Annotated in this window: 28 protein-coding genes and 1 pseudogene; 7 read left to right on the top strand and 22 right to left on the bottom strand. The window is 70.3% G+C overall.

Annotated features, from left to right (window positions below; genetic code table 11):
• Positions 1-757 precede the first annotated feature (757 nt).
• The 3 genes and pseudogenes from ABR738_RS01680 to ABR738_RS01670 all read left to right on the top strand — a co-directional run bounded on the left by ABR738_RS01680 (position 758) and on the right by ABR738_RS01670 (position 4,958).
• Positions 758-1,066, top strand: coding sequence for a hypothetical protein (locus tag ABR738_RS01680; RefSeq protein WP_350228143.1), 309 nt, complete (start codon positions 758-760; stop codon positions 1,064-1,066).
• 102 nt (positions 1,067-1,168) lie between these two features.
• Positions 1,169-2,029, top strand: coding sequence for a hypothetical protein (locus ABR738_RS01675; protein ID WP_350228142.1), 861 nt, complete (start codon positions 1,169-1,171; stop codon positions 2,027-2,029).
• Between the two features lie 6 nt (positions 2,030-2,035).
• Positions 2,036-4,958, top strand: a pseudogene (locus ABR738_RS01670) (helicase associated domain-containing protein).
• 60 nt (positions 4,959-5,018) lie between these two features.
• Here ABR738_RS01670 and ABR738_RS01665 read toward each other — a convergent pair.
• The gene (locus tag ABR738_RS01665; RefSeq protein WP_350228141.1) at positions 5,019-5,162 is read right to left on the bottom strand and encodes a hypothetical protein; all 144 of its coding nucleotides are present in this window, start codon (positions 5,160-5,162) and stop codon (positions 5,019-5,021) included.
• A 346-nt stretch (positions 5,163-5,508) separates the two neighbouring features.
• On the opposite strand from ABR738_RS01665, the gene ABR738_RS01660 reads away from it, so the two are divergent.
• Both ABR738_RS01660 and ABR738_RS01655 read left to right on the top strand, forming a co-directional pair.
• Positions 5,509-6,096, top strand: a complete 588-nt coding sequence (locus ABR738_RS01660; RefSeq protein ID WP_350228140.1) for a hypothetical protein — start codon at positions 5,509-5,511, stop codon at positions 6,094-6,096.
• 256 nt (positions 6,097-6,352) lie between these two features.
• The gene (locus ABR738_RS01655; RefSeq protein WP_350228139.1) at positions 6,353-6,691 is read left to right on the top strand and encodes a hypothetical protein; all 339 of its coding nucleotides are present in this window, start codon (positions 6,353-6,355) and stop codon (positions 6,689-6,691) included.
• Here ABR738_RS01655 and ABR738_RS01650 read toward each other — a convergent pair.
• The 10 genes from ABR738_RS01650 to ABR738_RS01605 form a co-directional block, all read right to left on the bottom strand.
• Positions 6,688-6,987 carry a hypothetical protein gene (locus tag ABR738_RS01650; protein WP_350228138.1) on the bottom strand — a complete coding sequence of 100 codons (300 nt, stop codon included), beginning with the start codon at positions 6,985-6,987 and terminating at the stop codon, positions 6,688-6,690. The genes ABR738_RS01655 and ABR738_RS01650 overlap by 4 nt on opposite strands.
• A gap of 178 nt (positions 6,988-7,165) precedes the next feature.
• On the bottom strand, positions 7,166-8,071 hold the full coding sequence (locus ABR738_RS01645; protein WP_350228137.1) for a hypothetical protein: 906 nt from the start codon (positions 8,069-8,071) through the stop codon (positions 7,166-7,168).
• A 119-nt stretch (positions 8,072-8,190) separates the two neighbouring features.
• Positions 8,191-8,730 (bottom strand): hypothetical protein, encoded by a 540-nt coding sequence (locus tag ABR738_RS01640; RefSeq protein WP_350228136.1) that lies wholly within the window; start codon positions 8,728-8,730, stop codon positions 8,191-8,193.
• Positions 8,727-11,165, bottom strand: coding sequence for a tyrosine-type recombinase/integrase (locus ABR738_RS01635; RefSeq protein WP_350228135.1), 2,439 nt, complete (start codon positions 11,163-11,165; stop codon positions 8,727-8,729). Before ABR738_RS01635 ends, ABR738_RS01640 begins: the two co-directional genes overlap by 4 nt.
• 17 nt (positions 11,166-11,182) lie before the next feature.
• The gene (locus ABR738_RS01630; RefSeq protein WP_350228134.1) at positions 11,183-12,370 is read right to left on the bottom strand and encodes a tyrosine-type recombinase/integrase; all 1,188 of its coding nucleotides are present in this window, start codon (positions 12,368-12,370) and stop codon (positions 11,183-11,185) included.
• Between the two features lie 82 nt (positions 12,371-12,452).
• On the bottom strand, positions 12,453-12,977 hold the full coding sequence (locus ABR738_RS01625; protein WP_350228133.1) for a hypothetical protein: 525 nt from the start codon (positions 12,975-12,977) through the stop codon (positions 12,453-12,455).
• Between the two features lie 18 nt (positions 12,978-12,995).
• A complete protein-coding gene (locus tag ABR738_RS01620) occupies positions 12,996-13,394 on the bottom strand; it encodes a hypothetical protein (RefSeq protein ID WP_350228132.1) in 399 nt (132 codons plus the stop codon).
• A 47-nt stretch (positions 13,395-13,441) separates the two neighbouring features.
• Complete coding sequence (locus ABR738_RS01615) at positions 13,442-14,344, bottom strand: hypothetical protein (RefSeq protein ID WP_350228131.1); 903 nt, start codon at positions 14,342-14,344, stop codon at positions 13,442-13,444.
• A gap of 282 nt (positions 14,345-14,626) precedes the next feature.
• Entirely contained in the window at positions 14,627-15,589 is a 963-nt protein-coding gene (locus ABR738_RS01610; protein ID WP_350228130.1) for a hypothetical protein, read from the bottom strand.
• Complete coding sequence (locus ABR738_RS01605; protein WP_350228129.1) at positions 15,586-15,876, bottom strand: hypothetical protein; 291 nt, start codon at positions 15,874-15,876, stop codon at positions 15,586-15,588. Before ABR738_RS01605 ends, ABR738_RS01610 begins: the two co-directional genes overlap by 4 nt.
• A 55-nt stretch (positions 15,877-15,931) precedes the next feature.
• On the opposite strand from ABR738_RS01605, the gene ABR738_RS01600 reads away from it, so the two are divergent.
• The gene (locus ABR738_RS01600) at positions 15,932-16,375 is read left to right on the top strand and encodes a hypothetical protein (protein ID WP_350228128.1); all 444 of its coding nucleotides are present in this window, start codon (positions 15,932-15,934) and stop codon (positions 16,373-16,375) included.
• Here ABR738_RS01600 and ABR738_RS01595 read toward each other — a convergent pair.
• From ABR738_RS01595 to ABR738_RS01570, 6 genes are all read right to left on the bottom strand, one after another.
• A complete protein-coding gene (locus tag ABR738_RS01595; RefSeq protein WP_350228127.1) occupies positions 16,341-16,751 on the bottom strand; it encodes a DUF6415 family natural product biosynthesis protein in 411 nt (136 codons plus the stop codon). The two genes, ABR738_RS01600 and ABR738_RS01595, sit on opposite strands and share 35 nt — an antisense overlap.
• Before the next feature lie 44 nt (positions 16,752-16,795).
• Positions 16,796-16,978 carry a hypothetical protein gene (locus ABR738_RS01590; RefSeq protein WP_350228126.1) on the bottom strand — a complete coding sequence of 61 codons (183 nt, stop codon included), beginning with the start codon at positions 16,976-16,978 and terminating at the stop codon, positions 16,796-16,798.
• A 96-nt stretch (positions 16,979-17,074) separates the two neighbouring features.
• Positions 17,075-17,926 (bottom strand): helix-turn-helix domain-containing protein, encoded by an 852-nt coding sequence (locus tag ABR738_RS01585; RefSeq protein WP_350228125.1) that lies wholly within the window; start codon positions 17,924-17,926, stop codon positions 17,075-17,077.
• 27 nt (positions 17,927-17,953) lie between these two features.
• Entirely contained in the window at positions 17,954-18,481 is a 528-nt protein-coding gene (locus tag ABR738_RS01580; protein WP_350228124.1) for a DUF6879 family protein, read from the bottom strand.
• Positions 18,450-18,704 (bottom strand): hypothetical protein, encoded by a 255-nt coding sequence (locus ABR738_RS01575; RefSeq protein WP_350228123.1) that lies wholly within the window; start codon positions 18,702-18,704, stop codon positions 18,450-18,452. Before ABR738_RS01575 ends, ABR738_RS01580 begins: the two co-directional genes overlap by 32 nt.
• A 134-nt stretch (positions 18,705-18,838) precedes the next feature.
• Positions 18,839-20,047: a hypothetical protein gene (locus ABR738_RS01570; protein ID WP_350228122.1), complete on the bottom strand. Its 1,209-nt coding sequence runs from the start codon at positions 20,045-20,047 to the stop codon at positions 18,839-18,841.
• Between the two features lie 510 nt (positions 20,048-20,557).
• Here ABR738_RS01570 and ABR738_RS01565 point away from each other — a divergent pair.
• Positions 20,558-21,019: a hypothetical protein gene (locus tag ABR738_RS01565; protein WP_350228121.1), complete on the top strand. Its 462-nt coding sequence runs from the start codon at positions 20,558-20,560 to the stop codon at positions 21,017-21,019.
• 367 nt (positions 21,020-21,386) lie between these two features.
• Here ABR738_RS01565 and ABR738_RS01560 read toward each other — a convergent pair whose 3' ends face one another.
• Genes ABR738_RS01560 through ABR738_RS01540 form a run of 5 tightly spaced genes read right to left on the bottom strand, consistent with a single transcriptional unit; the run spans position 21,387 to position 26,017 of the window.
• Positions 21,387-22,178 (bottom strand): class I SAM-dependent methyltransferase, encoded by a 792-nt coding sequence (locus ABR738_RS01560; protein ID WP_350228120.1) that lies wholly within the window; start codon positions 22,176-22,178, stop codon positions 21,387-21,389.
• 57 nt (positions 22,179-22,235) lie between these two features.
• Positions 22,236-23,333: a hypothetical protein gene (locus tag ABR738_RS01555; protein WP_350228119.1), complete on the bottom strand. Its 1,098-nt coding sequence runs from the start codon at positions 23,331-23,333 to the stop codon at positions 22,236-22,238.
• Positions 23,248-24,192, bottom strand: coding sequence for a phosphotransferase (locus ABR738_RS01550; RefSeq protein WP_350228118.1), 945 nt, complete (start codon positions 24,190-24,192; stop codon positions 23,248-23,250). The genes ABR738_RS01555 and ABR738_RS01550 overlap by 86 nt, the downstream gene beginning before the upstream one ends.
• Positions 24,192-25,343 (bottom strand): hypothetical protein, encoded by a 1,152-nt coding sequence (locus ABR738_RS01545; RefSeq protein WP_350228117.1) that lies wholly within the window; start codon positions 25,341-25,343, stop codon positions 24,192-24,194. Before ABR738_RS01545 ends, ABR738_RS01550 begins: the two co-directional genes overlap by 1 nt.
• Positions 25,344-25,357: 14 nt before the next feature.
• Positions 25,358-26,017 (bottom strand): histidine phosphatase family protein, encoded by a 660-nt coding sequence (locus ABR738_RS01540; protein WP_350228116.1) that lies wholly within the window; start codon positions 26,015-26,017, stop codon positions 25,358-25,360.
• Between the last annotated feature and the right edge of the window lie 166 nt (positions 26,018-26,183).

The raw sequence follows: 26,183 nt of genomic DNA, 5'->3' as shown, positions 1-26,183 counted from the left end.
TACCACATCGCTGCGCGATGTGCAAGGGGCGCGGTCGCTGCGCTCCCTTCGCCCACGCGGAGCGTGGGCGCCTCCCTCCGCTGCGCTCCTGGAGGCAGTGGGGCCGGCCGCTGCGCGCCCGGCTGGCCGCGCGGTGCGCGGCCGTGGCTGACGGAGTGCCAAGTGCGGCTAGTTGGGCCTTCAGTAAGGGAGTTGAGGGAGCGCGGGGCGCTCCCGGCGGGTCCGCTGCGCTCCCCCGCCTGACGGTCCTTCCGGCCGCGCCTCCAGAATCGTTGGGGCCCGCTGGCGCGGGCCGGGCTGGCTACGGGGGTGGGGGTCGCTCGTTCGTGTGGGTTTCAGTGTACCGCGTGCATCGGGTTGATGCAGCATGTATCGTTGGCGGGAACACGGACACCCCAACCACCCGGGGGTGAAAGAGAGGAACGATGCGTGCATACTTTCCGGTTTTGGAAGCGTTACCCGGATGCGGTCGAAGAAGAGTTTCGAGTGAGTGACTTCTCCGGTGGCTCCTACTCTGTGCAGCGCGGGCCGAACAATGATGAGGCATGCAGTGTCCTGGTCTTGGGTGAAGCCGGTTCATTTCCTTGAGCATGTCTTCGGAACTCAGCCGCCGAAGCAGCCGGGTGTCACCCTGTCGTGGTCATCACGGCGCGGTCCGGGGGGCGGCTGGTCGTACACGGTGGTCAACGACTCCGGGCGTGAGGTCTCTGGTCGGCTGCCCGCTCCTGCGTTGGCGGCGCCCACTGCGATCGTGGGGATGATGCCTGACCTGTGGCGGGACCGGACAGGGCTGCTGCGTGCCACGGAGGACCGGTGGGAGTTGGCCGAACTCACCGAACGAGCCACTGAAAGTGCCCGCCTGGTGAGCGAGGACAAGTACGACCTCGACTACCAGATGGACGAGGAGGAGGGTGAGAGCTTCAACCAGCGGCAGGCGGAGCTACAAGGCGTGGACGCCCCACAAGAGGGGCGTGCCACCGGTGGGTCGGCGGCATCCGATCGTCGAGCGGCCGTCCGCGAACAGGCTGGAACCCTCGCTGGACAGTGGGGAGCCCGGCGGGCTTGACCCGCTACCGCGTCGTGGCGCAGCGAACCGGTCCGGGAGCACCCGGGGGGCGCCACGCTGACCAACTACGCGCACGCGCGGTCGGTGGAGGAGGCCCTGGCCATGGTGCGCCAGGCCAATGAGCGGCCGGGCGGCCTGTACGGCGAGCAGGGCCTGTACCGCGTGGTGGAGGTGACCGAGGAAGGACCGGCCGGTGAGGTCCTGCGCCAGGAGGCCGCCCGCCGCACGTTCGTCGACGTGGTCATGAACGCCGCGCGGGCCGAGACCAGCCAGGACGTCACCGGCATGCCCAACCCGGAGATGTTCGGCGTCCTGTGCGACTTCTTCACCCGCGCCATCGTCTTCCCCGGACAGTTCGGCTTCCTCGGCGGCAGGGCCTCCGAGGACGACGTCCACCTGCACACCAGCGACCCTGCCCGCGCCCTGTCCCGCCTGCTCCTGCAACACCTCACCCACCACGCCCTGGACCTGGTGGACGCCGCCCTGTCCTGGCCCCTGCTCGAAGACCGGCACACCGCCAGCCGCGACGATGACGGCCAGGAGGAGGGAAGCGAGCCGTCCCCTGAACTGATCGAACAGGTCCTGGCCGTCTGTGAGCCGCACTACGCGGCCGTGACCGGCACCAGCGGCGCCCAGTGGGACAAGGAGCTGTCCCGCGAGCTGGTGGGCATGATGCTGCGGACCGTACGCCTGGCGGACCGAGAGGCGTATCCGAAGGCGCTGGAGCAGTACCTGGTCGACAACCGGGCGCGGCTGGAGAAGCTGTGGCGCATCCACGGGCCCGCCCGGCGTCTTCCCCCGCGGCGTCTACCACCTGGTCGAGCAGCCCGAGTCCTTCGTGCTGTGCGAGCGGATCGACAACGATCCGATGCGGCTCAAGAGGGTCTGGAGCAGGGAATGCGAATCGGAAACCCCGCTCGAAAGGCTCCAGGAAGCCTGGCTTTATGGCACGAGCGAGAGTGATGGACGATGAGCAGGATTCCGCTCAAGGAACACCAGGTCGACCAGAAGTCGGCTTTCCGTAAGTGGGTTGGATTCCCCGCAAGATCATCTGTGCCCGCTCAGGGTGCCCGGGGCACGATCGTGTCAGCGACCGGGTCTGGTAAAACGATCATGGCCGCTGCGAGCGCTCTGGAGTGCTTCCCCGACGGCCGGATCCTCGTCACAGTGCCGACCCTGGACCTGCTCGCGCAGACCGCCCAGGCATGGCGGCTGGTCGGTCATCGGGCGCCGATGGTCGCGGTGTGCTCGCTGGAGAACGACACGGTCCTCAACTCCCTGGGCGTGCGCACCACCACGAACCCGATCCAGCTCGCCCTGTGGGCCGGGTCCGGGCCCGTCGTCGTGTTCGCCACGTACGCCTCTCTCGTGGACCGCGAGGACATCGACGCACCCGTGGGCCAGCGGAAGGTTCGCGGGCCGCTCGAGGCCGCCCTGGCGGGCGGGGAGCGGCTTTACGGCCAGCAGGATGGCCCCGTTCGACCTCGCGATCGTGGATGAGGCGCACGGTACCGCTGGTGATCTCGGGAGGCCGTGGGCGGCGATCCACGACAACTCCCGTATCCCAGCGGCCTTCCGGCTCTACCTCACCGCCACCCCGCGCATCCTCGCCGCGGCCCGCCCGCAGAAGAGCGAGGACAGCCAGGAGGCGGAGATCGCGAGCATGGCCGACGACCCGGAGGGAACGTACGGCGCGTGGCTCGCGGAGCTCGGGCTGAGCGAGGCGATCGAGCGGGAAATCCTCGCCGGGTTCGAGATCGACGTCCTGGAAATCCGCGATCCCTCGCCGGTCCTCGGGGAGTCGGAGGAGGCGCGGCGGGGCCGGCGCCTGGCGCTCTTGCAGACCGCCCTGCTGGAGCACGCGGCGGCGTACAACCTGCGTACGGTCATGACGTTCCACCAGAAGGTGGAGGAGGCCGCCGCGTTCGCGGAGAAGCTCCCGGAGACCGCTGCCGAGCTGTACATGAACGACGCGTCCGACGCCGACCTGGCCGCCAACGACGCGTCCGACGCCGACCTGGCCGCCGCCGACAAGCTGCCGAAGTCGTCGATCGACGCGGAGTTCTACGAGCTGGAGGCCGGCCGCCATGTCCCGCCGGACCGGGTGTGGTCGGCATGGCTGTGCGGCGACCACCTGGTGGCCGAACGCCGCGAGGTCCTGCGCCAGTTCGCCAACGGCATCGACGCGGCCGGGCGCCGGGTCCACCGGGCGTTCCTCGCCAGCGTTCGCGTCCTCGGGGAAGGCGTCGACATCACGGGCGAGCGGGGCGTCGAGGCGGTGTGCTTCGCGGACACCCGCGGCTCCCAGGTCGAGATCGTCCAGAACATCGGCCGCGCGCTCCGCCTCAACAAGGACGGCTCCACCAAGGTCGCCAGGATCATCGTGCCGGTCTTCCTGGAGCCGAATGAAGACCCCACCGACATGGTCGCCAGCGCCAGCTTCCGCCCGCTCGTAGCCGTCCTCCAGGGCCTTCGCTCACACGATGAGCGCCTGGTCGAGCAGCTCGCCTCCCGCGCCCTCACCAGCGGCAAGCGCACCGTCCACGTCCGGCGTGACGAGGAAGGGCGGATCGTCGGGGCCAACGGCGCCAGCGAGGGCGAGGACCAGGAGCAGGAGCAGGAGGACACCGACGCCGCCGCCGAGTCCGCGCTGTTGCACTTCTCCTCTCCCCGGGACGCGGCGACCATCGCCGCGTTCCTGCGCACGCGGGTCTACCGGCCGGAAAGCCTCGTGTGGCTGGCGGGCTACCAGGCCCTCATCCGCTGGCGGAAGGAGAATGAGATCACCGGCGTCTACGCCGTCCCGTACGACACCGAGGTCGAGGTCGGCGTCACCAAGGACTTCCCCCTCGGGCGGTGGGTCCACCAGCAGAGGAAAGCGCTGCGGGCCGGAGAGCTGGAGGAGCGGCGCAAGACCCTGCTCGACTTGCCGGAGGCCGGGATGCTCTGGGAGCCCGGCGAAGAAGCATGGGAGAACAAACTCGCCGCACTCAGGGCGTACCGCCGGGCCACCGGGCACCTCGCGCCGCGTCAGGACGCGGTATGGGGCGAGGGCGAGGCGATGGTCCCGATCGGGCAGCACATGGCGAACCTGCGCAGGAAGGGCGGCCTGGGCAAGGACCCGCAGCGGGCCGCCGCACGCGCGCAGCAGCTGACGGAGATCGACCCGGACTGGGACTGCCCGTGGCCGCTGAACTGGCAGCGCTCCTACCGCGTCCTTGCCGACCTGGTCGACGCCGACGGCCACCTGCCCTACATCGCGCCGGGCGTCGTCTACGACGGCGACGACATCGGTACCTGGAGGTGGCGACAACAAGAACCGGGCACCTGGGCGCAGCTCATGCCCGAGCAGCGCGAGCGGCTGACCGCGCTGGGCGTGCGGGGCGCCTCCCTCGCCGTGACAGCCGCCGCCCCGAAGGAGATCGCCCCGGCGCCGGTCAACGCGGCCAGGGGCCCGAAGAAGGCCGGGAGCAAGGCTGAGGCGGCGTTCCAGCGGGGGCTGGCCGCCCTGGCGCAGTGGGTGAAGCAGGAAGGGCAGCGGCCCGTCCCGCGCAGCACGGTCGTGGAGATCACGGTCGACGGCGAGGCGGAGCCGGTACCTGTGAAGCTGGGTGTATGGCTCTCGAACACCAAGTCGAGGCGCGACAAGCTCACGGCGGAGCAGCTCGCTGCCCTCGCCGCGCTGGGCATGGACTGGGCGGGCGCAGTCCTGGCCATCGAGGCCGCCCCGGCACAGCCCGCTCCGTCGGCGGCCCCGACGGAGCGGCAGCCATGGGACCACCACGAGGAGTGCGACAAGGCCCACTACGAGGGCGGGACTTGCACCTGCGACCTCATCGAGCGGTACGGACCGAACTCCGAACGCGACGACTCTGACCGCCCCCGGCTCTGACCGGACCCCGGGCCCGCTGTCAGGGCCCGGGGTCTCGCACTTCATGGCGCCGGTGAGCCGCTACTGGCGGCGCGGGATGGTGACCCGAACCTCCGCCAGGACGACGCCGGTCACCGCGTCACGGTGGACCGGGACGTACAGGCCCCAGCCGGCGTCACCGTCCGTGAACCAGCCCCCCGCCCACGGGCTGCGGAAGCTGGGCATGGAATGGGCGTGACACCGGCCGCGACCGGTCGTTGAGCAGGACGGTCAAGCGAAGTGCACTGAGAGGCCCCAGGCGTCGTCGCCTGGGGCCTCGTGCTGTGGGCGGCTGTCCCGTGTCATCCGTCCGAGGTGGATGCGTGGCGGCGTATGTGGTGGGGCTTCCGGGGCTTTATGGTGGGCGTCGGCCGCCTGCGTCGGCCCGACTCCGAGCCGTATCGCGCCCACGCCGCGACCGGCGACGAGGACAAGGGGCACCGCCTCACGCTCTGGTATCTGTCTGTCCGTGGCTCCGTGCCCGCGGCGGGATGCGTGGGGTCACCGCCGTCACCGGGACTCGGGAGAGACCGTGACCACCGACAAGCAGTTCAAGAAGGACGTCCGCGAACTCGCCGACGCCGAAGGCATCTCGTACACCGCTGCCCGCCGGCGCCTGACCACCGAGGCCGCCCAGGTCCCCCAGGACCATGCCGCCATGGTGGCTGGCCTGGTCGCTCGCAGCCGTGGCAAGTTCACCACCGAGGAGTTCACCGACCGGCTGAAGCGCGGCGGTCAGGAGTACACCGGCTATCTCGCCGACGGCCGGGAAGCCGCAATCGAGGCCCTCGAATACGCCTTGGAGCACGGGGTGGATGCCCTCGATGACAAGCTCGCCGCCGTCGCGGCCAGCAAGGGAATGCCGATCACTACGGACGACCTTGCCGAGGCCCTGCGCCGGGTCCACGACCACAGCCTCCTCCTCGACGGGTCGTCCGTCGCGGAGACCGCCTACTGGGTCGCGGACCGCTACTGGATGCACCGCTGGAACAACGCCATGGACCAGGCGGACATCCGGGAGTACGACACGGTCGTCGGACCGAACGTGTACCGGCGGTTCGCGCTCCACGAGTGGATGGCGCCCGGCCACTCCTCCGGCAGCGTGCCCGGACTCTACTGAGCGTCGACCGACGGCTCGGGCCCGGACATGGCGCGGGACTGCAACGCAAGGCGCAACACCGGCTTCACGAACCTCTATCCGGTGCATCACCGCAGGTCAGAGTGAAACGTGCAGTGGCGTTGCACTGAACGTGTTGCAGCGCCAGAAGCTGGTGTTTCAGTCGACGGTGCCGGACTGGAGGGAAGCTCTGCGAGGCCGGGACCGGCACTGCCAGACTCGGGTGCGTCGTGATCACCGAACGTCGACGGAGGACGCAGTGAGCCAGCAGGAACAGCCCTGGCAGCCGGGCCCGAACGATCTGCCCTTCACCACCCACCTGATCAATCCCCACGGCGACCGGCATCTCGGCTTCAACGACGTCGAAGGCCGGTACTACCGGCTGTGGCAGCACAAGGCCCCCGAGCCACTGCACACCGGCGACGCCATCTTCCTGCGCCCCAGCGACATCAACCAGATCATCAGCTACGCCATGATCTGGGTACGCAACCACCCCGAAGATCCGCGCGGCTTCGAGCTCATCGACGAAGTCGCCGCCGGGGCGAAGGGGATCGTCATGCACTTCGCCCAGGCCGCCCAGGCCCCCGTGCAGCGTTAGGCCGGCGTTCCGCCCGCCGCGCCCCAGCCCCTCACGAAGGAGGCAAGGGCGCGGCGCTGTTCTTCCTGCCGGGCGGTCTGCTGGGCGAGGACCTGGCGGTCGATGTACGGGTCGACGGCGTTGAGGACCAGGCGGCGGAGTTCGTCCGGCTCCAGCGCTTCGACTTCCCACTGCACGGGGTGTTCGATGTCGAAGCCGTAGCGGCGCGCGAAGGCCGGCCACCGGGGATCGCCGCGCTTGCCCTCGGTCGCGGGCAGCTCGTAGTCGTGGACGACCTGGTCGTAGGTGAGCAGCACCCGCTCGGTGTGGCTCCAACACGCGGTGCGCGCTGTCCAGTCGCGTTCGACATCCTCACCACTACAGTCGAAATCACCGCAGTTTCTCCGGGGCTTCCAGAGTGTGCGGATGGAGTTTCCGCAGCTCAGGAGCGGTCAGGAGTACTGTAGCTGATGCAACACATGTGGTGCATGGGGCCTACTGGTCCTCGGCGTCCTCGGCGGCCGGCTCACCCGCTCGGCGCTGGACGATGTCCTTCACCGCCCCTTGCAGGGAGCGCAGCAGCTCCCGCTCGGCGGCTTCTGCCCTGAACTCGATGTTCCACTGCCGGATGTCGTCGACCAGGCCCTCGATCGTCTCGTTGAGCCGCTGCCGCAGGTGTCCGGGGCGGAGGGCTTCGACTTCGACGGCGGTGTGCGGATCGATGCCTTCGCGCAGACACTCCTCCCGGTAGCGGGCGAAGTTGACGTCGCGGGTGTTGACGTCATGGGTGGTGAGCTGGCCGGAGCGGACGTCGTCGGCGGTGATGGCGATCTGCCGGAAGTCCAGGTCGAGTTCGCCGTTGCCGTAGCGTTCCATCCGCTCGACCACGGAGCGAGGGACACATCTGCCGGTAGGGTCCCAGTCACCGCAGAAGATCACGGTCACTCCTTTGCCCTGGTGCGCGTACTGCTGCACCGCCTCGTAGACGAAGGTCTTGGAGGACTGGCCGCGGCAGGAGTACAGGCCCACGCCCCAGGTCGAGGTGATCGGCAGGAGCACACCACCGACGGAGTCGCTCTCGCACCAGACCTCGACGCGGCGGGCCTGGGAGGCCCACAGGTTGCGCCGGTAGGTCTCGGTGTTGCGCCGCATGGCATCGTCGAGGGAGTCGTACTGGGTCTCCTGCCGGACCATGCGGGTTCCGTCGGTGATCCACTCCCAGGGCAGCCGGCCTGTCTCCCGCAGGTGGCCGACCTCGCGGACGACGACCGAGTAGTTCCGGCGGGAGTGGCCGGTGTCCTTGTCCCAGAGAAGTCCGATGCCAAGGTAGTAGACGTGTCGGACGCTGCACGGCTGCGCCGCTTCTGTGACCTCGCAGATTGCTGCCCGTAGGGCCTCCACCTGCGCTTTTGTGCGGCGAGGCCGTTTTACGGAGCTAGCGTCATAACTCGCCATACCTCCAGTGAACGCCCTGGGCGGTGCCGCCGTCACCGCCCGGGGCGCCCGCGTGATTCAGCTGATCACGGGCGGTTGAGCTGGGCCATCAGCTCGCGGTTCGCGGCGCGGGCGGCGGCCAGGTCCTCGTCACGCTCCTGGAGTTTCAGCTCCAGGTCGATCAGCTGCTGTTCGAGCGTGGTGATCCGGGCCTTGAGCTGCTCGGAGTCGTCAGGCCCTCCGATGCCGGACTCGCGCCAGACCTGATCGCCCAGCACTTCGCTGAGGCGCTGCTCAAGACGGCGGACCAGGGCGGCGAGACGGGCCGTGCGGGCGTCGGCGGCCGCAAGGTCGGCCTTGAGCGAGGCCCGGCTGACGGCGGGGCCGTGGCCGCCGGGCGTTGCGGCAGGTTCGGCGGCCTGAGCGTGGATCTGGGCGAGGAGGTCGCGGTGGCGGTAGAGGAAGGTGCGATCGACGCCCGCGCGGCGGGCTATCGCAGCGACGCTGGTGTCCGTGCCGTTTTTCGCGGCGGCGGCGAGAGCCGCCAGGACGCGTTGGCGGCGGCGTCCGGTGTCAGCACGCCGGCCTTCGAGCATGGCCTGGACGGTGGGCTGGGGGGCGGTCATGCGGGTCGCTCCACTCGGAGGTCGGGGAGGGGCTGGCGGATGCGGGGCATGCCGAGGAAGTTCTGCCGCATCTGGCGAACGGTCGCGGCGGCCTTCTGGATCTCGGTGCGTTCGGCCTCGGTGAGCGTCTCGACGTCGTCGGTGACGCGCTGGATCAGGGCGCGGATGCGGGTGATCTCCTCGTCGGAGGGTGTGGCCTCGGCGCGGGCCCAGTCGTCGGCCTCGGCCATCGACTTCAGCTTCTCCCGTTGCCTCAGCAGGTCGTCGAGGTAGGTCCGCAGGTCGGGGAGGTAGGAGACGTCGGTGGAGAAGTGGTCGCAGCCCACGCAGCGGAAGCGCAGTGGGCAGGCTCCGCCGCCAGCGGCGACGTTGGTGGGTTCGGAGCAGGTGCCGAAGGGGACGACGACCGCGCCGATGGCCCGGCGTGTGCGTTCGGCGTCGAGGACGGTGGTGACCGTGCCCCAGATGCGCTTGCCCTGGCGGTCGAACTGCATCTTCCTGACGCGTTCGACCGCCTCGCGCAGGCGTACTTCCTTGACCCGGTAGTACGACCTGGTGGTCTCGTAGCTGTCGTGGTCCATGAGCTCGGCCAGGACGTCGATGGCGACACCGGCGTCCGCGTGGCGCTGGGCGAAGGAGTGCCGGTAGGCGTAGGGGAAGATCTTCTCCTTGTCGAAGACGGTGCCGTCGTCGAGGACGAAGTCGGGCAGGGACTCGACCCACTCGCGGTGCATGGCGCTGAGGTGGTTGGAGTCGATCGACCGCTCCCCGCGCAGGTTCAGGTTCTGGGTGGGCAGCAGGACCAGCTTCGACGGGGTCCGGTCGGGGAAGCGGGCGCGTACGCGTTTCTGCTGGGCGATGATCAGCTTCGCGGTCGGCTCGTGGATGGGCAGCTGGCGCCCGAGCCGTTGTTCCTTCCAGTTGTTGTAGAGCAGCACCGGCTTGCCCTGGCCGTCCCGGGTGAGGCAGTTCAGCTCCAGGCGGCAGATCTCTTCGGGCCGGCGGCCCGTGTCCATCAGCAGCTCGACGCTGAGGCGCATCTCGTAGCAGGTCATCGCCTCGAAGGCGTTCAGGTGGGTGCCGAGCTGGCGCAGCACCTCGGCGGGGAGGTCCTGGCCCTCCTCCGAGGGCTCCGGTGGCTTGGGGACGTCGAGACGGTGGATGACGAAGTCGTCCGGCAGGCCCGCCAGCGGCTCCCCGGGACGGGTCAGGCCCATGGCCCGGCCCGCCTTGAGCACGTTGCGGGCCTTGCTGATGTAGGCGATGCGCGTGAGCGTGCTCATCTCGTCGTTCGTCTCCAGGAACGACATCCTGTTCAGGAAGTTCTCGATGTCGGCGCGGGCCAGCGCGGCTTTGTCCATGCCGCGGTCGGGCCGGGCGCGCAGGGTGTCCGAGAGCTTGACCAGGCCGTGAAGGTGCTGCTGCGCGTGCGAGGCCGCGCTCTTGGAGCGGACCTTGGAGAGGTAATCGCGGGCCCAGCGTTTGCCGCTCTCCCTCAGCCAGGGCTGGTGGATCTCGGTGAAGACGAGGTAGCCGCGGTGCCCGAAGGCCACCAGGTCCCACTCGTCCTTGGCGTACTCGCCCTCGGGCGTCTTCACCGCCCGGACCGCGTAGACGCGGGTCCGGTTCAGCAGGCGCAGGGCGTCACTGTTCGCGGCCGGATCAGGGACGTCTTCGAGGCGCTGGGCGAGCGAGGGCCGGATCGTCTTGTCGATCAGGGCGCGGAAGTTGCCGGCCTCGGTGCGGGCGCCGCGGTGGCAGCGGTGCTGGAGCCCGAACAGCAGCTGGGCAACGACCAGTTCGGGCAGGCCCCGAAAGCTGATCTCGATGCCGTAACTGCCCGACGGCGCCGTCCGCAGCCACATCTCCTCATCGAATCCGGCCTTCCGGCGCAGGGCGGGCAGCGCCTTGCCGTGCGGATGGCACAAGCGCGTGCCGAACTCGCTGATGGCCTGGCGGTTGCATGCAAGCACCGAGCAGTCGCCCAGGCCGGGCAGGCCCTTGATGTCCGGGTCGGCGAGGAACTCCTCAAGGGTGCCGCCGTGCTTGATCATCTGCCATCGGTGGGCGCGGCATACCGGCTCCTTCCCCGAGTTGTTCCACGGGCGCTCGCAGCCGGAGACGCGGCAGGTCCCGGTCCCCATGTGCAGGTGCCGCGAGATGCGGGGGATCTTGACGAACTCCTTCGCCGGTATCCCGGACTTGCGGTGGCGTGAGTAGCACGTGCTGCACAGCTTCATGCCGCGCACCGGGGACTGGCAGTTGGGCACGGGGCAGTGTCTGCCGCCCATGGTGGGGTGGCCCTCGGGCGTCATGACGCGGCGTTCGGCGTTCCAGCCGGCCTCGGTCAGGAAGTCCTCGCTGATCATCGACCACAGGAACGTCGTGAGCTCGGTGTCGGAGGCGTCGGGCTCAGGAGCCGGTCCGTCGACCACCGGCGTAAGGACAGGGGTCACCGGGCACCGCCCGTGAGCTCGCGCGGCGAGGGAACTGCGTTCACCGCGTCCCGCAGCCGGTCCGGCGCTGGCGTCAGATACGGCTCCGAGCTGGACAGCCGGGAATGGTCCAGCAGCGCGGCGATCTCGTCCTGGCCGCCGCCAGCGTCCGCAAGGTTGCTGCCCGCCGCGCGGCGCAGCATGCGCGGCGTGACGTTCCTGCTCAAACCGGCCCGCCTGGACAGCCGCCCGAACAACTCGGTGATGCTGTCCGCGGTCATCGGCGCACCGAGCGGCTCGGCGAACAAGTTCACCAGCACGAAGTCGCTGTCCGGGCCGTGCGGCAACGCCATCCGCTCCATCACGTACTGGTCGTAGGCGAGCACCACCAGGTGATCGACGGGCTTCCACCGGCCCGGCGCGGCCGTCGGCTGCCGCTTCGCCCAGGCGCCGTTGGCGTTGTCCCGCCGCATTGTGTGCAGATGAGAGCCCTGTTTCGGGCAGCCGAGCGGTGTCGAGTCCGGCATGAAGTGCATGTCCTCGCGGCGCAGGCCGGCGGCGCCTCCGGGACGCAGTCCGGCCCGGCCGAGCAGCAGCACGATGAACCGGTCGCGGGCGTTGCGGCAGGCCAGAAACAGCTCCACGATCTCGCGGTCCTCGGCGCGCTCACCCTTCTTGCGCGGGACCTGCACCCGGTGCCGGGGCCGCATCCGGTAGCCGGTCACGTCCTCCCCGCGGGCCTGCTCCGGCAGATCCCAATTCTCCGCCACCTCATACATCTGGGCCATCACGTGCGAGGGCACCGTCTTCGAGGTGATGCCGTGCAGCAGGAACTGGCGCACTCCCGTGAGGATGTTCTGGATCCGGGCCGGCTCGCGCACGGCCTCGGCTCCGGGCCCGGGATGCACCAGGCCGCTGCCCGAGGGGCGGTCGATGCCCGTGACCTGCTTCGTGCCGTACTTCAGCCAGACGATGAACATCCCCAGCTCCGCGGCCGCCACCCGCCAGTCGCGGCCCGTCCGTATGCACCAGCGCAGGTACAGCGCGATGTGCCCGGCGTACGTACGGGTCGTCAGTTCCGCCTGGTCCCGGCCGAACCGTACGTGTCGCAAGAACGCGTCCGCCTCCTGTACGACGGTCAGGTCCTCGTCCATCACGGTCCAGTAGCGGATGCCGGATGGGAGTTGAACAGCAAAGGCCCGCAAGGGTCTCCTCCATCTCTAGTGCAACGTGTCGCAACGATCACGACAGCCCCAGAGATATTAGAGAAAACCCCAGGTCACGCAGCTAGCGCAGCGTCATGCCACAGTCTTGGAAGCCCGGGAGAACGACCACCAGGAGCACCGCTTCTCTCGGGTCGGCGGCGACGCGGTCGCGGACGACGTCGACGTAGGACTGGGAGCCGAAGCCGCGGACCACCAGGACCGGGATGCCGAACTCCGCCAGCCAGCCGGTAAGGAGCTGGCGGAGGGTGTCCTTTTCCGCAGCGACGTACAGCGCCTGCGACTGGCCATGGGTGAGGTCGAGGCCGAACCAGCCGGGGCTCTCGCGCAGGAAGGCACCCGCGTCCGGCCAGGCCGGAGGGACGTGGACTTCGCGCAGGGTGTCGATCAGGTCGGGGAAGCGGCCCTCGCGGCGGGCCTGGGCGAGGTGGGAGGACAGGTGCCGGTACATCGACGGCGTGTGCGGCAGCACGCCAGCGGAGGCAAGGCGGTACATGACCTGGCGCAGCGTGACGCCGCCCTCGTAGCTCTCCACGATCTCCCGGGCCCGGTCCACGACGACCGGCCACCGGATCCGCTCCCGCGTCATACCGGTACTTGTACCCGTTCAGGGACTGGTCTGGGCGATGGCTGCGCGGAACTCCTGCGTCATCAGCGGGACCGAACCGCGCTGCACGGGGACGGGGCCCGGCTCGCCCCACACCTTGTGCAGGGCGGCCCGCATCTTGTCGTTCATCGCGGCCTCGACCACTGCCCTGTGTTCTTCGGGCAGCTCCCGGTTGTCCGAGACGACGACCATGGTGCCGTGGCGGGTACCGATCATCCCGAGGGTGGTCGCTCTCCACCCCAGCTGCCGGGCCGCCTTGCGCATCGCGGCCCGGATCAGTTCCACCCCGCCGAGCCCGATGGCCTCTTCGTCGCCCAGGTTCACCTGGTAGGAGCCGCCGTAGCCGCCCGCGTTCTCGGGGCAGGACCGGCGCAGCAGCGGCACCAGAGCCTCTGCCATGGCGATGCATCGGGGGTCTTTCGCGTACGACGGCACCGGGATCTCCTTCAGCGCGGGGTGGGCAAGTGGGGCAGCAGCGTCGTGAGATCCCTGCGGACACGTTCCGCCAGGACGGCCGGGTCGTTCGCGGTCCACTGGTGGGCCACGCCGATCGCGTCGGCGGCCTTGGTGCGTGAGGAGGTCTTGTGGGGGAAGGCGCCGCCGGTCACCCGCGCGGTGAAGGTCGCCGGCCCTGGCGGGCGGGGCAGGAACAGCAGCGGCTGGTGCGGGGTGAAGTCGAAGTGACCGAGCCGGGCGGCGGGCTCCTGGTCGAGGAACTGCGGCTCGGTCCACAGGCCGACGCTGACCACGAGCCAGGTGTGGGGGCGGTCGGGGTCGTTGCACAGCCACAGGTCGAACGTGCCGGCCAGCAGGTGCTCCTCCCACTTCCAGACCTTGGCCCGCGGTTCGAGGTCGGCGGCACCGTCGGTGCGCAGCGGCATCAGCGCCTGCTCGAACGGGGTGATCACATCGGCGTATGCGGTGCGCAGGGCCTCGCTGGCGGCGTTGTCGACCGTCAGCTCACGGTCCGGGATGATCTCCCACTCCAGGCCGGAGGGCACGTGGCCGTCCAGGTACTCGCGGATCGGAGTGAGGACCAGCGGCACACCGTCCTTGTCGCGTCGGGTGTGCTCGGCTGCGGGCAGGCGGACCCACCACGCGTAGTAGGGCGTTCCGCTGTCGTAGGAGTCGTAGTCGACGCACAGCTCGTAGACGCAGCTGAGGGAGGCGGCGAGCTGCGTCATCGTCTCCTGGGTGCGCTCGTCCAGGTCCGGGTCCTCACCGGCGAGTTGCTGCGGGTCTTGGACCTCCAGCTTCCACACCACCCAGTCGAAGTCCTCCCAGTGCTTCGCCTGCTTCGCGTCCTGTGCCACCGCCGCCCGCCCCTCCGCCTGCTTGTTCTGGGTCAAAGGCCAGTACATCAGCGGGCAGACGGCACCGTGCGGCGTTCACGCTCCCGCACTCCCAAGGAGCGAATCACCCTGCCAGGCGTCAGGGCGTGCCATGCCGCCCGGCCGGGCTACCAGCGGCGTAGGTCCTTGGTGAGTTCGCGGTGCCACTCGGTGCGGCGCGGCACGTACTCATCGGGTGCCGCACCGAGCGCGACGGCCTGGTCCGTGATCCCGTAGGTGACCCGGTAGGCAGCGAATCACCCTGCCAGGCGTCAGGGCGTGCCATGCCGCCCGGCCGGGCTACCAGCGGCGTAGGTCCTTGGTGAGTTCGCGGTGCCACTCGGTGCGGCGCGGCACGTACTCATCGGGTGCCGCACCGAGCGCGACGGCCTGGTCCGTGATCCCGTAGGTGACCCGGTAGGCCAGGACCTGGGTGGCGAGGTCCATCCACTCCTGCGTCTTGTGCGCCGGCGGGACGGGACCGAGCACGGTCACGAACCACATGGGCAGCAGGGCGCGGTCACGGATCGCGTCGGCCAGGCGGCCGCGCAGCAGCCAGTTCAGCTTCCGTTCCGCCTTGTCGCCCTGCTCGATCAGTGACGCCTTTGCCTGCCGCAGAGTGTCGTCCTGGGCCAGTGCGGCCCGCGCGGCCTGGGCAGTGTCGGCCAGCTTCTGAGCCCGCTGACCGTGGCTCTCGGCGAGGGTGCGGGACATGCCGAAGTCCATGGCGGCCTGCTTGAACTCGCGGGACGTGCGCGGCTGGCTGGCCAGGATGCCGGCGGCCTCCACCACCTTGTCGCGGTGTTCGTCGCGCTCTTCGACGGCCCCTTCGTAGTGGCGGATGTTGAGGCGGTGGGCTTCGCGCTGGTGTCTGGGGAGCAGGCTGGAGCGTACGTTCCAGCCGTGGTTGGCGGTCCTGGCCAGCTTCTTCCACTCCGGGTCGGTGGTGTCGAGGTCGGCGAGTGGGGCTCCGCCCGCGGCGAGCAGGTGCGCTTCGAGGGCCTGGATGCGGCCGGTCAGCCGCTTGAGGGCCTGCTCGGTGTCCTGGATGTCGCCGCGTACGTCGTCGTCCAGCTCGGTGAGGTCGTTGCGGACGGTGCTGAGGTCGTCCTCGAGGCTGCGGAGGTCGCCGCGGATGTCGCGCAGTTCGTAGTCGAGGTCTTCGACCTCCCCCAGCTTCGTACGCAGCGAGTGCAGCTCGTGCTCCATACCGCCGGTCCGGCTCTCCAGACGGCGGACCTGGTGGCCGTAGTCGTCGCTCACCGGCGCGCCCCTTTCGGGTCGGCGCCCGTGCTGTCCGCCATGGACCCGGCGACAAGCATCCAGCCGATGGCGGCGGCGATGATGAACCACCGGCTGATCACGCTCAGGCTGATGAGGGCCATCAGGAGCGCGACCACGTGCAGTCCGACGGCTCCGAAGCGGCGGTCGCGGTGCTGTTCGGCATCGACCTTCTGGAAGCAGCCGGCCGCCGTGCCCGCGAAGTGCGGACCCAGCAGGATCAGCCACCAGGTCGACCGGTCGAGGATGAAGACGAGCGCGATCAGCACGGCTCCGATGGCCGCCTGGCCGCGCCCAGGACCACGTCACGATGCGCTCACTGCGTTGGCGCTCGGGTTCGGCCAGACGCTCGGGGATCGTCTTCTCGAACTCCACCAGCCTGCTGGTGACGTTCACCAGTCGGGCGTACTCCACCGCGAACTGGTCGTCGTCGAAGTCGTGCTTCAGGACCTCGGCATGGCGAGCGCCGACCTTCTGCTGAAGCTGCGCCAACTGCTCTTCGATCTGCTGCTCGGTGCTGCCCACCGAACCACCCCCACCCGCGATGCGACGACACGCCGACCGGACGCTTTCCCGTCGGCGGTCACCGCCGACCGTCAAATCGATCGACCGTATCCGCAGCTGTCCGGGACTCGCCGGGTAATCGCATGCAGTGGCCGAAACCTTGCCGATCACGTCCGTGCGCTGCTGCCTTACCAGGGGCTTCACCGGCGATGGCAGATACAGAGCACCGTCAGCCGACGGGCGGTGCAGTCCTGTCCGCGGTGAGCGCGGCCTCCAGGCGGTCCAGGCGTTCGTAGAGGGCGCGGACCAGGCGGGCGCGGCCCTGGACGCAGCGCACGGTGCCCTCAAGCGTCGCGGACAGCCGGCCTTCTGCTTCGCGCAGGACGACGTCGGCGAGCGCCCGGCGCCCGCTGCTCTTGGGCAGCCGGTCCGCGCGGCGCCGGACGTCGGAGGCGACGGCGCGGGCGTGGCCGGTCAGCTGGAGGCCGATCTGCTCGTAGTCGCGTTCCGCGAGCGTGTCCTCGCCGGTCCACGCGAGGACGGCCTTGACGAGGCACTCGTACGGCTCGCGATCCAGCGGGAGCTCCGCCTCGATCAGGCCGTCGGGGTCGTACAGGACCGTGTGGCTGCTGGTGTGCATGGCGGGCCTCGCTGCTGGGGCGTCTTCGCGCGGGTGGCCGGCGGTCACCGCTGGGGGTCCTCGCCGCCGCCGTCCCCGTCGTCCTGGTCCTCGCCGTGCCGACCGAGGAACCGGGCGAAGCCGCGGTCCGCGCGGGCCAGCAGGGCCGGGGAGGGAACGCCGTAGGCGGGCGGCTGGAGGCCGCGGCCCTCCGGGGCCGGGGCGGTGGTGTCGGTGTGTGCGCGCATGCGGCCCCGCCTCTCCGGCTGGTGGTCCGTCGGTGACTTCGACGCTACGCAGCGTGGGGGCTGGCCCTCAACGAGATTGCGAGTAATTGCGGAGGTTCACTCCAGGGCGTCCATCGCGGCCGCGATGAGGTCGCGGGCGGCGTCGCCGTACACCGCCATCTCCGCGAGGCCGGCGAACGCCTTCAGGTAGTCGGCGAGCTCGCGCGGCTGCGTCACCTTGATCTCCGCAGTCAGCGTCTCCACCACGGCGCTGGTGTCGTCGTGGACATAGAACGCCTCCAGCGGCCACACGGTGCGCTGCGCGGTGAACGGGATGATCCCCAGCGAGAGGGACGCGAGCGGCATCACCGTCAGGAGATGGCGGAGCTGACCGCGCATCGCCTCGGGGTCGGCGGTGCGGAAACGCAGGACCGACTCCTCCATGAGGACGACGTAGCGGTGCCCGCCCTCGTAGAGGAACCGGGAGCGGGCGACGCGGGCGGCGACGGCTTCGGCGACGTCGTCGGGGGTGCCCTGGAAGCGGGTGATCTGGTTCATGAGGGCGGTCGCGAACGCCGGGGTCTGGAGGAATCCGGGCGGCACGTTGGAGAGGTAGACGCGGCAGATCCGGGTCTGCTCGTGCAGGTCGTACCAGTCCTGCTGGACCTGGCGCATGCCGCCCTGGTGCAGGCGGCGCCACTCCATGTACATCGAGTCGACGGCGCGGGCGGTGGCGATGAGGTCCTGCGCCTGGTCGTCGGCGCCGCACGCCGCGCACCAGGTCCGGATGTCCGCGTCCGAGGGCAGGGCGTCGCCCTTCTGGATCCTGGTCGTCTTCGCCGGATGCCAGCCGCACCGGGCGGAGAGCTCCTTCCCGGTGAGGCCGGCGTCCTTGCGCAGGTGCTGCAACCGCACGGCGAGCGCCTCGCGGGCCGACTGGGCGCTGGACGAGGGAGAGGTGGTCGTCATGGAGTGGCGGCCCTTGAGGTGCGTGGGTCAGATGCGGTAGTCGGCGTGCGGGGTGGCCAGGTCCCACACCGAGCGGAACGCCTCCGCGCACAGCTTGATGGCCTGCGGGTCCTCGGTGTGGTCGGGCTCCACGGCCTCGCCATCACCGGAGAAGACGTTGAACCGCACGACCTGGTCGTCGATGAGCCAGAAGTCGTTGCCGGGCAGGGCGAGAGTGGAGGCGCGGCGGCGCGGCAGCCAGCGGACCTGTTCACCGGCGCGGAGGTTGGCGTCGGTGATGGCGTGCTCGAAGCGGATGTACTCGGTGACGGGCTCGGACACGACCCGGGCCCGCCAGACCTTCACCCCGCGGGCCACGGTCCGCTCCACCAGCGGCAGCCACCCGCTCCAGTACGCCGAGTCGTCCGCAGGCACGCTCCCGTCCCGCAGGAAGGTGTCGTAGACCTCCCGCTCCTCCCCCACGGCGTAGACGTCGCGGAGCTCCAGGTGCAGGGCGTGCCGTTGGGCGGAGTCGAGCAGGTCCTCAAAGCTGAGGACGGGCGGCTTCTGCGGCATCGCATGCCTTCCTGATCTGGTCGATCATCCGCACCGAGAGCCGGATGACTCCCTCGTCATCCGCCGGCGGACTGTCCTGGCTGCACGCGGCCCGGGTCGTCGCGTCGGCGAACTTGCCCTGCAGAACCAGTTCCGGCCCCTCAGCGGCTTCGGTGTCCACCCACACCGCCGGACAGTTGCCTCCACCCGAGTTCGGGTCCGTACCGAAGAAAAGTAGCGCCATGATCGCCTCCGGAGAAAGCCAGTTGCGGGGAGTTGCGTACCTGACCGTCCCGCGCACCGGCACCCTCGGTCAAGAGTGCGTCACCACGGGCCCGGAGAACGCTGATCCCCCGGACCCGTGGTGCACCGGGCGGGTCAGGGCCGCCGGCGGAACCAGCCGCGGCCCCGGTCCGACTCGGGGTCGCTCTCCGGCTCCGGCGCGGCGGCCGCGAGGCGGGCGGCTTCGGCGGCGGCCTCCTGGTGGGCGACGTCGTCTGCCCGGCACGGGCCGCACACCGACTTGTCCCCGGCCCGTACGGCGGTGCGGTGCACGGTGATCTCCTCCCAGCGTTCGTCCGTGAACTTCCGCCCGCACCGCGTGCACACCGGGCGCTCCGCCTCCCGCTCAGCGGCCCGGCGCTGCTGGTCCTCCGCGTCGGCGCGCGCCTCCTGGGCGCGGTAGAGGGCGTGGCCGTCGGGGTTGTCGAGCGCGGCCCTCAGCGTCTGCTCGCCTGTGCGTCCCAGCCGCCGCCACACCGCCGCGTCGGCGCCGTGCTCCTGGAGCTGCTCCAGGGTGGTGACGACGACGGGCACCGCCTGGCGGTAGTCCCGCGCGGTGATGGCCTTCTCGTAGAGGGAGTCGTACCGGCGCGGCGCCCAGTAGCGGCGGCCGGCCTCCTCCAGCGCGGCGACCGCGTTGTCGACCTTCGCCTCGGTGGTGTCCGCGAACACGAACGCCACCGGGACCAGGCCCTCCCGTCCGGTCGGCGGGTAGAACCTGCGCCACAGCCGCTTGTCGTGGTCGACGTGCTCGATCGCGTCCGGCCGCGAGCGGACCAGGTCCACGGTGCGCTTGTCCGCGTCCTTCGGCAGCAGCCGGCCCCACTCCCAGTACCGGCGCAGCTTGACCACCAGGTCGTGCGCGTCCTCGCTGCGGCGGTCGATCTCCAGCAGCAGCACCGGCACCCCGGCCTCCGGCGCCCGCACCACCAGGTCCGCCCGCTGCACGTAGCCGTTGCCGAGCCGGTGCCCGATCTCCGTCTGAAAACCGAGCCGGTGCCCGATGCCTGCGCTGTGGAGTTCGGCGGCCGTCGAGGTGACCGCCGCGGCGTGGTCGTCGTAGCTGGCACCGAGCAGCTTCCCGGTCACCGGGTCGTACTTCTTCTCCCGCAGCGCCGAGACCCGTATGCCCTTCGGCTCCAGCAGCTTCTTCGCCTCACCGTGTCCGCGCTTGGTCAGCACCCACACCTGCCGCTGGTCCTCCCGTACCAACTCGATCCTCACCAGCTGGTGGTCCTCCAGATCCAGGAGGTTGTCCCGCACAAGCTTGTCGTGCTGGTTGCCCGGACGGGTCAGCTTCCACAACTGGTCGGGCGTAGCCCTCTGGAAGATCCCCAGCGCTTGCAGGAGTTCCCGGCGTCGAGGCCCGGTCGAAGTCCTCCGGTGCTGAGGCTGCCTTGCTACATCTACATGAGGGTTGTCGGACCTGCGACGACCCTCTGTCCGCCGGGTCTGACCTGCGGAAACGCCCGGTCCTTGGCGGCGGCGCGCGGAGGGGGTGATGGAGGGGCCCACGGAGGGGGTCTTCCTGGCCCGGAAAGGGGTCTGCTCGGGCCGGTCGGCGGTGCTCGCCACAGGGTGCTCCTGGAGGTGGGGCGGGCCTATCCCGCCATTCACCTTCTACAGGTGTCGTCCGCGGCGAGTTTGTGACGCCGATCTTGGAAAACCTCTCCGCCGTGACCACATCGTGATCAACCGGGAGGGGGGAGAGTTCTCCCCCGTCAGCGGCCGGACTCTGTCCACAGGTTCCCAGTTCGAGGGTGTCTTCGAGGCCGCCGCGATCAGCGCGGCGCCCCATACGTTCAGGAGCCCACCATGCCCGACACCACGCCGCTCGCCCCGATGATCCCGCACGCGGCCATCAGCGCCTTCAACTACCTCCGGGCCGTCCAGGCCGACGACGTCGACGCGGCCCGCGAGTTCGCCGGCGCCGAGCCGCGGATGCCCGAGCTGCTCGTCGACGTCGTCACCCGGATCGTCGTCCCGGTCACCGCGCTGCCCGGTCCGGAGGCGGGCGAGCCGTGCGCGGACACGTTCGCCCTGGAGGCCCTCGGGCGCGTCTTCGTGACCTCGCTGCTGGTCTGGGCGCAGGCAGGACCGGACGCGGCGGAGGGCATCGCCCGCGCGGTCATCGACTTCGCCGCGCAGTTCCTCACCGAGGACCACGAGGACGTCGCCGATGTCCTGCGCCAGCTGGAGGCCGTCGGCGTGGGTCAGGCCCTCGATGCGCACCCCGCACCGGCCGGTGCGCATCCGGTGCGCCTCACCGCCGTGTAGGGCGCACCGAGCCCGTCGGTGGTGCGCACCGCGCACCGCACCGCGCGCACCCGGCGCGCACCAGGTGCGGCGAGGGCATCGGTGGTGCGCGCACCAGCGCACCGCACCACCCATCGCGGTGCGCGTCACCGGCCGCGCCGCACCGCGACGGGCGCGCGCCACGGCCGGGCGGGCTCCCATATCACACACCCCCTTGTCCGCGACCTGACTGGAAGTCCGCACCGGGTCTGACAAGGGGAAACGTGCCGGGTAGCAAACATGGTCCGAGCGATGCGCGCCCGCCCACAACCCGGACAAGGGGTGGGCCGGCGGTGCGCGCACCGGTGCGGTGCGGCACACCGGGTTTCGCAACGGGATCCGGATCCAGCTATCGGGTGGCGATGAGGGCTTCGGTGCGGATCGTTTCCTCGTACCGGCCCGAGGGGTCGTATGCCAGGAGCGCGCGGCGCAGGTCTTCCTCGAAGGCTTCCTGCCGGTCCCCGAGCTGGGCGGGGGTGGAGTAGGAGTTGCTCAGCTGAAGGCCGATCAGCTCCTCCGTGCTGCGCACCACGATCTGGTCGAACGGCACCACTTCGACCGTCGGGAACGGGGAGCGCTCCACCGTGGTCTGGTAGGTCTGCTCCGGCTCGGGATATGTCCCGCTTCCGGCCCGGCGGGCCGTTCCGAGGTAGGCGGCTCGGACTTCGGCGACTACCGGGGCCCAGCCGGGCAGCGCGGTGGTGCCGGGCGGCCCGGCCGAGAGGATGACGATGCCGGCCTGCTCGGTGGTGACCCTGCCGAGGTCGTCCAGGACCTGGACGCGGTCCATCCAGTGGTACGACTTGGCCATGACCACCAGGTCGAGCGGCGGCAGGCATAGGGAGAGCAGGGCGTTGGAGTCGCCCTGCTGCCACCGGATGTTGTGGATGCCCCGTTCGCCGGCGAGCACCCGGCCCTGTTCGAGCATCCCGGCCGCCGGGTCGACGGCGACCACGGTGCCGGCCAGGCCGGCCAGCTCCAGGGCAACGGTGCCCGGACCGCAGCCCAGGTCAAGGACGTGCTGCGTACCGTCCAGGCCGAACCGGTCGGCGAGCAGTACGTACAGGTCGTCGGGGTACCGGGGGCGGAAGCGGGCGTAATGGTTCTCTGCGGAGACGAAGGCGTGCGGATCAGCGGTCATCGCGGACCTCCAGAACAGGGGAAGGGCCGGGGCTGCGCAGGGCGTGCCCGGGCGGGGTCAGCGGGCGAGGTTGGCGAGGTAGCTCTCGGTGGCGCTCCAGGGTGTGAGTTCGATGCCGAATCCGCCGGTACCGGTGGGGCCCTGGATGTGGACGAGGCGTCCGGACAGGTGGACGGTGTCGCCCTGGCGGAACGCGCCGGTGTAGGCACCGAGGTAGCTGCGCAGGTGTGTGATGCGGCGGGCGAAGACGTCGGCTTCGTCGATCGTGGACGCGATGACCGTCTCGATCTCGATGCCGTAGAGCGCCGGCGTCGCCAGGCCTTCGCGGTGATCGGTAATCCGGGCGAGCACGCTGATCTGCCCGACCTCCTGCGCGATCACGTCGTGGAAGGTCCGGTCGCCGTCGGCACGCAGCGGTTCGCAGTTGATGTGGGCCCCGGCCCCGGTGGTCAGCCCTTGCAGTTTCCGGGCCTCCTGGCGCAGCAGCATGTCGAAGGAGGACCCGGCCATGTACTTGGCACGGCGCAGGTACAGCCGGGTCAGGGTCTCGCCCTCGTATGGGTGGATCAGTGACCGCTGGGTGAACAGAGTCTGGGCTACCTCGTAGCCGCGGGGGCCGTAGCAGACCAGGTCGATGTCCGAGCGAGCGCCCGCTACGCCGACGAGGAAGGAGCCGGTGACGCCGATGACGTCGCCAGCCTCCTGGTCCACGATCCAGCCGATGATGGCGAGCAGGTCCTTGCTCACCGCAGAGCCGTCCAGCAGCTCGGGCGACTCGTGCAGGGTCGTCAGGGCTTGCCGGCACGAGTAGTGCAGGACGACATCCTCGCGGGGCACGCCGGTGATCACGCACCCGATCACGGGTGAGTAGACATAGCACTCGGGGCGGTCGGCGAGGATCCCGAACGCCTTCGAGACGACCGTGTTCTGCCGGTAGGTCTTTCCGAACAGCGTCCGGTCGCCGCGCTCGTCGGGGTAGTACTTCACGTACCCCAGCCAGTGCGAGCCCGGGTGGACGTCGCCGATCACCTTGAAGATGACGCCCGACCGGTCCAGGAGGTAGTCCCGGTCACGGACGGCCGGCAGCGCCCTGCCCAGCGGTGAAGCCTTCGAAGGTCGGGAAGCGGGCGGTGTCGATGTTCCCGGTGCGCTCATACTGCTCGAGTCCTTTCAGGAGGAGGTGGCGCCGGTACTGCCACTTCTGGTGCTTGTCGGCCCGGGCCGGGTCGGTCGGGCGCATCAACGCGAGGAAGAACAGGCTCTTGACCAGGAGGAACGCTCCCAGGTGCAGGCTGAGGGGCGGGCTGCCGGCGGACCGGGCCACCGAATCCAGCACCGCCAGGTACCGATCGCGCTGCTCCGAGGTGGCGGCGTAGCCCTTGGCACCGCCTTTGAAGGGGATGACTTCCAGGGCCAGGGCGACGTCGTATCCAAGCGGCGTCACGCCGTGGTGCTGCCAGTCGATGACTCCGCCGGTCAGGACGTTCGGCAGGCCATAGTCGAGGTGGCCCCACACCAGCGGCATCCCGGAGACCTCGTCCGTCGCCCGTGTGAGAGCCGCGCGGGTGCGTGGGGTATCGAGGTCGGGGTTTTCGGCGAAGACGTTGTGCGTCCAGCCCGCCTGCTCCACCCACTGCCGCAGCGCATCGGGTCCTCCGTCGACCGGGTGGGCGGCCTGGGCGGACAGCAGCCGGGCGGAGACCTCGGCGAGCTGGTCGACCACCTGGTCGGACAGCTCCCGCCCGCCGTCCAGGAAGGCCAGGGCCTGCTCGTGCAGCGACTGTTCGCCCAGGGACTCCTCGTCGACGAAGAATGTGCCGTCGCTCGACTCCCCGCACTCCAGGACCTGCGGCACCGGGTAGCCCAAGCCTGCGGCCATCTGCTGGAACGCTGCTTCGCTCCGCAGCGCCGCGCCGCCGGTGCGCCGGTATCGGGTGCCGTTGACCGAGACGTAGACCGCCCCGTCGGCATCGGCCGTCCTCTTTTTGACGAGTCGCCAGTCGGTGGCGTCCATCAGGGTGCTCCTCTCGTCGGGCCTGTGGGCCCGGTGGGGTTATCTCGGTCGGACAGGGCGCAGGCCAGCACCGGGGCGTCCGTCACCCAGCGCATATCACCTGCCGCGGCGCGGTGCCGCAGGTCGGTGAGGAGATCACCCGGGGGTGAGGCGGGCCGGGCGAGGTAGGCCCGGCGCAAGAACTTCAGCAGGGCGGGAATCCGGGCGGCGCTCACGCCGGAGCGCTCCCGGGCGGCGCACAGCGGCAGGTACCAGCCGGTGAACAGGTCCCGGACCGCCTGGGCGCGGTGCACCTCGTACAGCCGCTCGCTCGCCGCCGTCTCGTAGGGGATTTTTCCGTGCAGCGCGTACCGCAGTCGCATCGCGCCGTGCCGGCGGAACGGGGCGCCGTAGGCGGCCACGTTGGCCGCGGCGTTCTCGGTCACCGTCATCACCGGCCGCACGGACCCGAGTTCGTCGGCGGCGGCGAGCACCGCGACGTGCAGCCCGGCCCGCGGGTCCAGCACCATCCCCTCCAACCCGAGCGGTGCCAGATCCACACCGTGAGCCCGGGTCCGGGACAACACCAGCAGCCGGGGGACGTTGCGAGCGATGTTCAGCAGGTGATCCGGGGTCCGGGCGCCGGGTGCGTGGAAGTCGTCCCGTTCGAGCACCGGGCCGTGCGCGGTGCGGTCGAAGACCAGCAGCGCCCGGCGCGCTGCCCGGATGGTGCGGTGCCCGCAGGCGCGGCAGTCGCCCGCCGTGCCCGTGCCGGCCATGTGCCCGCAGCCGGCGCACAGCCCGACCTGCAGGTCCTGCACGGCCAGCGTCCCGTCGGCAAGCAGGGCCCGGACCATGGTCAGGGCCAGGGCGGTCACCCGCGGGCCGGTGTCGGTGAGCAGGCCAGCCGCCGGGGGCGGGCCGGGGGCGTACTTCGCTGCAAGCGTGCGGTCCTCGCGCTGCTGCCTGCCGACCGTGTCCCGGTCTGCCGCGCAGCGGTGGCGCACGTCCCCGGCGAGGGCGACGGTGTTCCACAAGTGCGGCACCGGCGCCAGGCCGAGCAGCGCGTTCAGCGCCTCGGCGAGCCGTATGCCCGTGGCCTTGCCCGGTCGCTCGGCGAGCGTGAAGTCGCCGTTCTGCACGGGCCCGTTGAAGTAGACAACGTCGTTCATCGCGGGCTCCCTTCTCAGCAGTCCGGTTCGGCGGCGTCGACCTGGCGGAAGCCCCCGCCGCGCCGCTCGTAGACCAGGACCCCCGCGTTGGGTGTCTTGCGCACCTGGGCCTCCTCCACCAGCTCGGTCACAGGCCTGCGCTCCAGCATGCTGCGCAGCGCCAGGATCGCCGTGTGGTGGGTCACGGCCACCACGGCCGGCGCGCGTTCGCCGATGCCTTCGACGAACGCCGTCGCCCGGCGCAGTACGCCGACCGCCAAGGACTCGCTGCCCTCGCCCGGGGGCGTCCACAGGTGCTTGCGGGTCTGGCGGTCCACCTCGCACGCGGGCCAGGTCGCGAACAGCTCACGCTTGGTCATGTACGTGGCGTCGCCGTAGTGCTGCTCGTTGAGCAGGGCGGTGACGTCGGCGGTCCGCCCGGGCAGCGCCAGCTCCACGGTGTCCAGGGCCCGCCGATACTGCGAGGAGTACACGTACGGGTCACGGCCCGCGAGGTCCTTGAGCGCGGCGCTCAGCCACTGGCACTGGCGGTAGCCGCGCGGCGTCAGCCCCACGAGGTCGCGGGACAGGGCGTGCGCGGCCGGGCTGGTCCACGGCCGGGGGTCCTGGTAGAAGCTGGTGTGCTTGGTCGCGTTCTCGATCGACTCAGCGTGGCGTACGACGGTGAGGAGCATGCGTCACCCCAGTTGAGGCTGGTGAGGATCAGGAAGGGCTGGCGGCGGGGCGGTCGTGGCCACGCCACTGGCTCGGTGTCGTGGTGGCTTCGGGTTTCCGGCAAGCCCGTGGGCAGCGGCCGGCGGTGGGATGGACCGCAACACTGACGGTACGTTAGAACTAGGA

This window comes from Streptomyces sp. Edi4 (assembly GCF_040253615.1).
GTDB lineage: Bacteria > Actinomycetota > Actinomycetes > Streptomycetales > Streptomycetaceae > Streptomyces.
The sequence above is the reverse complement of the archived record's forward strand: the minus strand, read 5'-3'. Positions and strand labels throughout refer to the sequence as shown.

Excerpts from the sequence above, each read along its gene's own strand:
- ABR738_RS01560 (WP_350228120.1), bottom strand. The coding sequence starts at position 22,178 with ATGACCGCTGATCCGCACGCCTTCGTCTCCGCAGAGAACCATTACGCC.
- ABR738_RS01565 (WP_350228121.1), top strand. The coding sequence starts at position 20,558 with ATGCCCGACACCACGCCGCTCGCCCCGATGATCCCGCACGCGGCCATC.
- ABR738_RS01665 (WP_350228141.1), bottom strand. The coding sequence starts at position 5,162 with ATGCCCAGCTTCCGCAGCCCGTGGGCGGGGGGCTGGTTCACGGACGGT.
- ABR738_RS01555 (WP_350228119.1), bottom strand. The coding sequence starts at position 23,333 with ATGAGCGCACCGGGAACATCGACACCGCCCGCTTCCCGACCTTCGAAG.
- ABR738_RS01625 (WP_350228133.1), bottom strand. The coding sequence starts at position 12,977 with ATGACGCGGGAGCGGATCCGGTGGCCGGTCGTCGTGGACCGGGCCCGG.
- ABR738_RS01550 (WP_350228118.1), bottom strand. The coding sequence starts at position 24,192 with ATGGACGCCACCGACTGGCGACTCGTCAAAAAGAGGACGGCCGATGCC.
- ABR738_RS01580 (WP_350228124.1), bottom strand. The coding sequence starts at position 18,481 with ATGCCGCAGAAGCCGCCCGTCCTCAGCTTTGAGGACCTGCTCGACTCC.
- ABR738_RS01590 (WP_350228126.1), bottom strand. The coding sequence starts at position 16,978 with ATGCGCGCACACACCGACACCACCGCCCCGGCCCCGGAGGGCCGCGGC.
- ABR738_RS01540 (WP_350228116.1), bottom strand. The coding sequence starts at position 26,017 with ATGCTCCTCACCGTCGTACGCCACGCTGAGTCGATCGAGAACGCGACC.
- ABR738_RS01640 (WP_350228136.1), bottom strand. The coding sequence starts at position 8,730 with ATGACCGCCCCCCAGCCCACCGTCCAGGCCATGCTCGAAGGCCGGCGT.
- ABR738_RS01620 (WP_350228132.1), bottom strand. The coding sequence starts at position 13,394 with ATGGCAGAGGCTCTGGTGCCGCTGCTGCGCCGGTCCTGCCCCGAGAAC.
- ABR738_RS01585 (WP_350228125.1), bottom strand. The coding sequence starts at position 17,926 with ATGACGACCACCTCTCCCTCGTCCAGCGCCCAGTCGGCCCGCGAGGCG.
- ABR738_RS01680 (WP_350228143.1), top strand. The coding sequence starts at position 758 with ATGATGCCTGACCTGTGGCGGGACCGGACAGGGCTGCTGCGTGCCACG.
- ABR738_RS01575 (WP_350228123.1), bottom strand. The coding sequence starts at position 18,704 with ATGGCGCTACTTTTCTTCGGTACGGACCCGAACTCGGGTGGAGGCAAC.
- ABR738_RS01545 (WP_350228117.1), bottom strand. The coding sequence starts at position 25,343 with ATGAACGACGTTGTCTACTTCAACGGGCCCGTGCAGAACGGCGACTTC.
- ABR738_RS01675 (WP_350228142.1), top strand. The coding sequence starts at position 1,169 with ATGGTGCGCCAGGCCAATGAGCGGCCGGGCGGCCTGTACGGCGAGCAG.
- ABR738_RS01595 (WP_350228127.1), bottom strand. The coding sequence starts at position 16,751 with ATGCACACCAGCAGCCACACGGTCCTGTACGACCCCGACGGCCTGATC.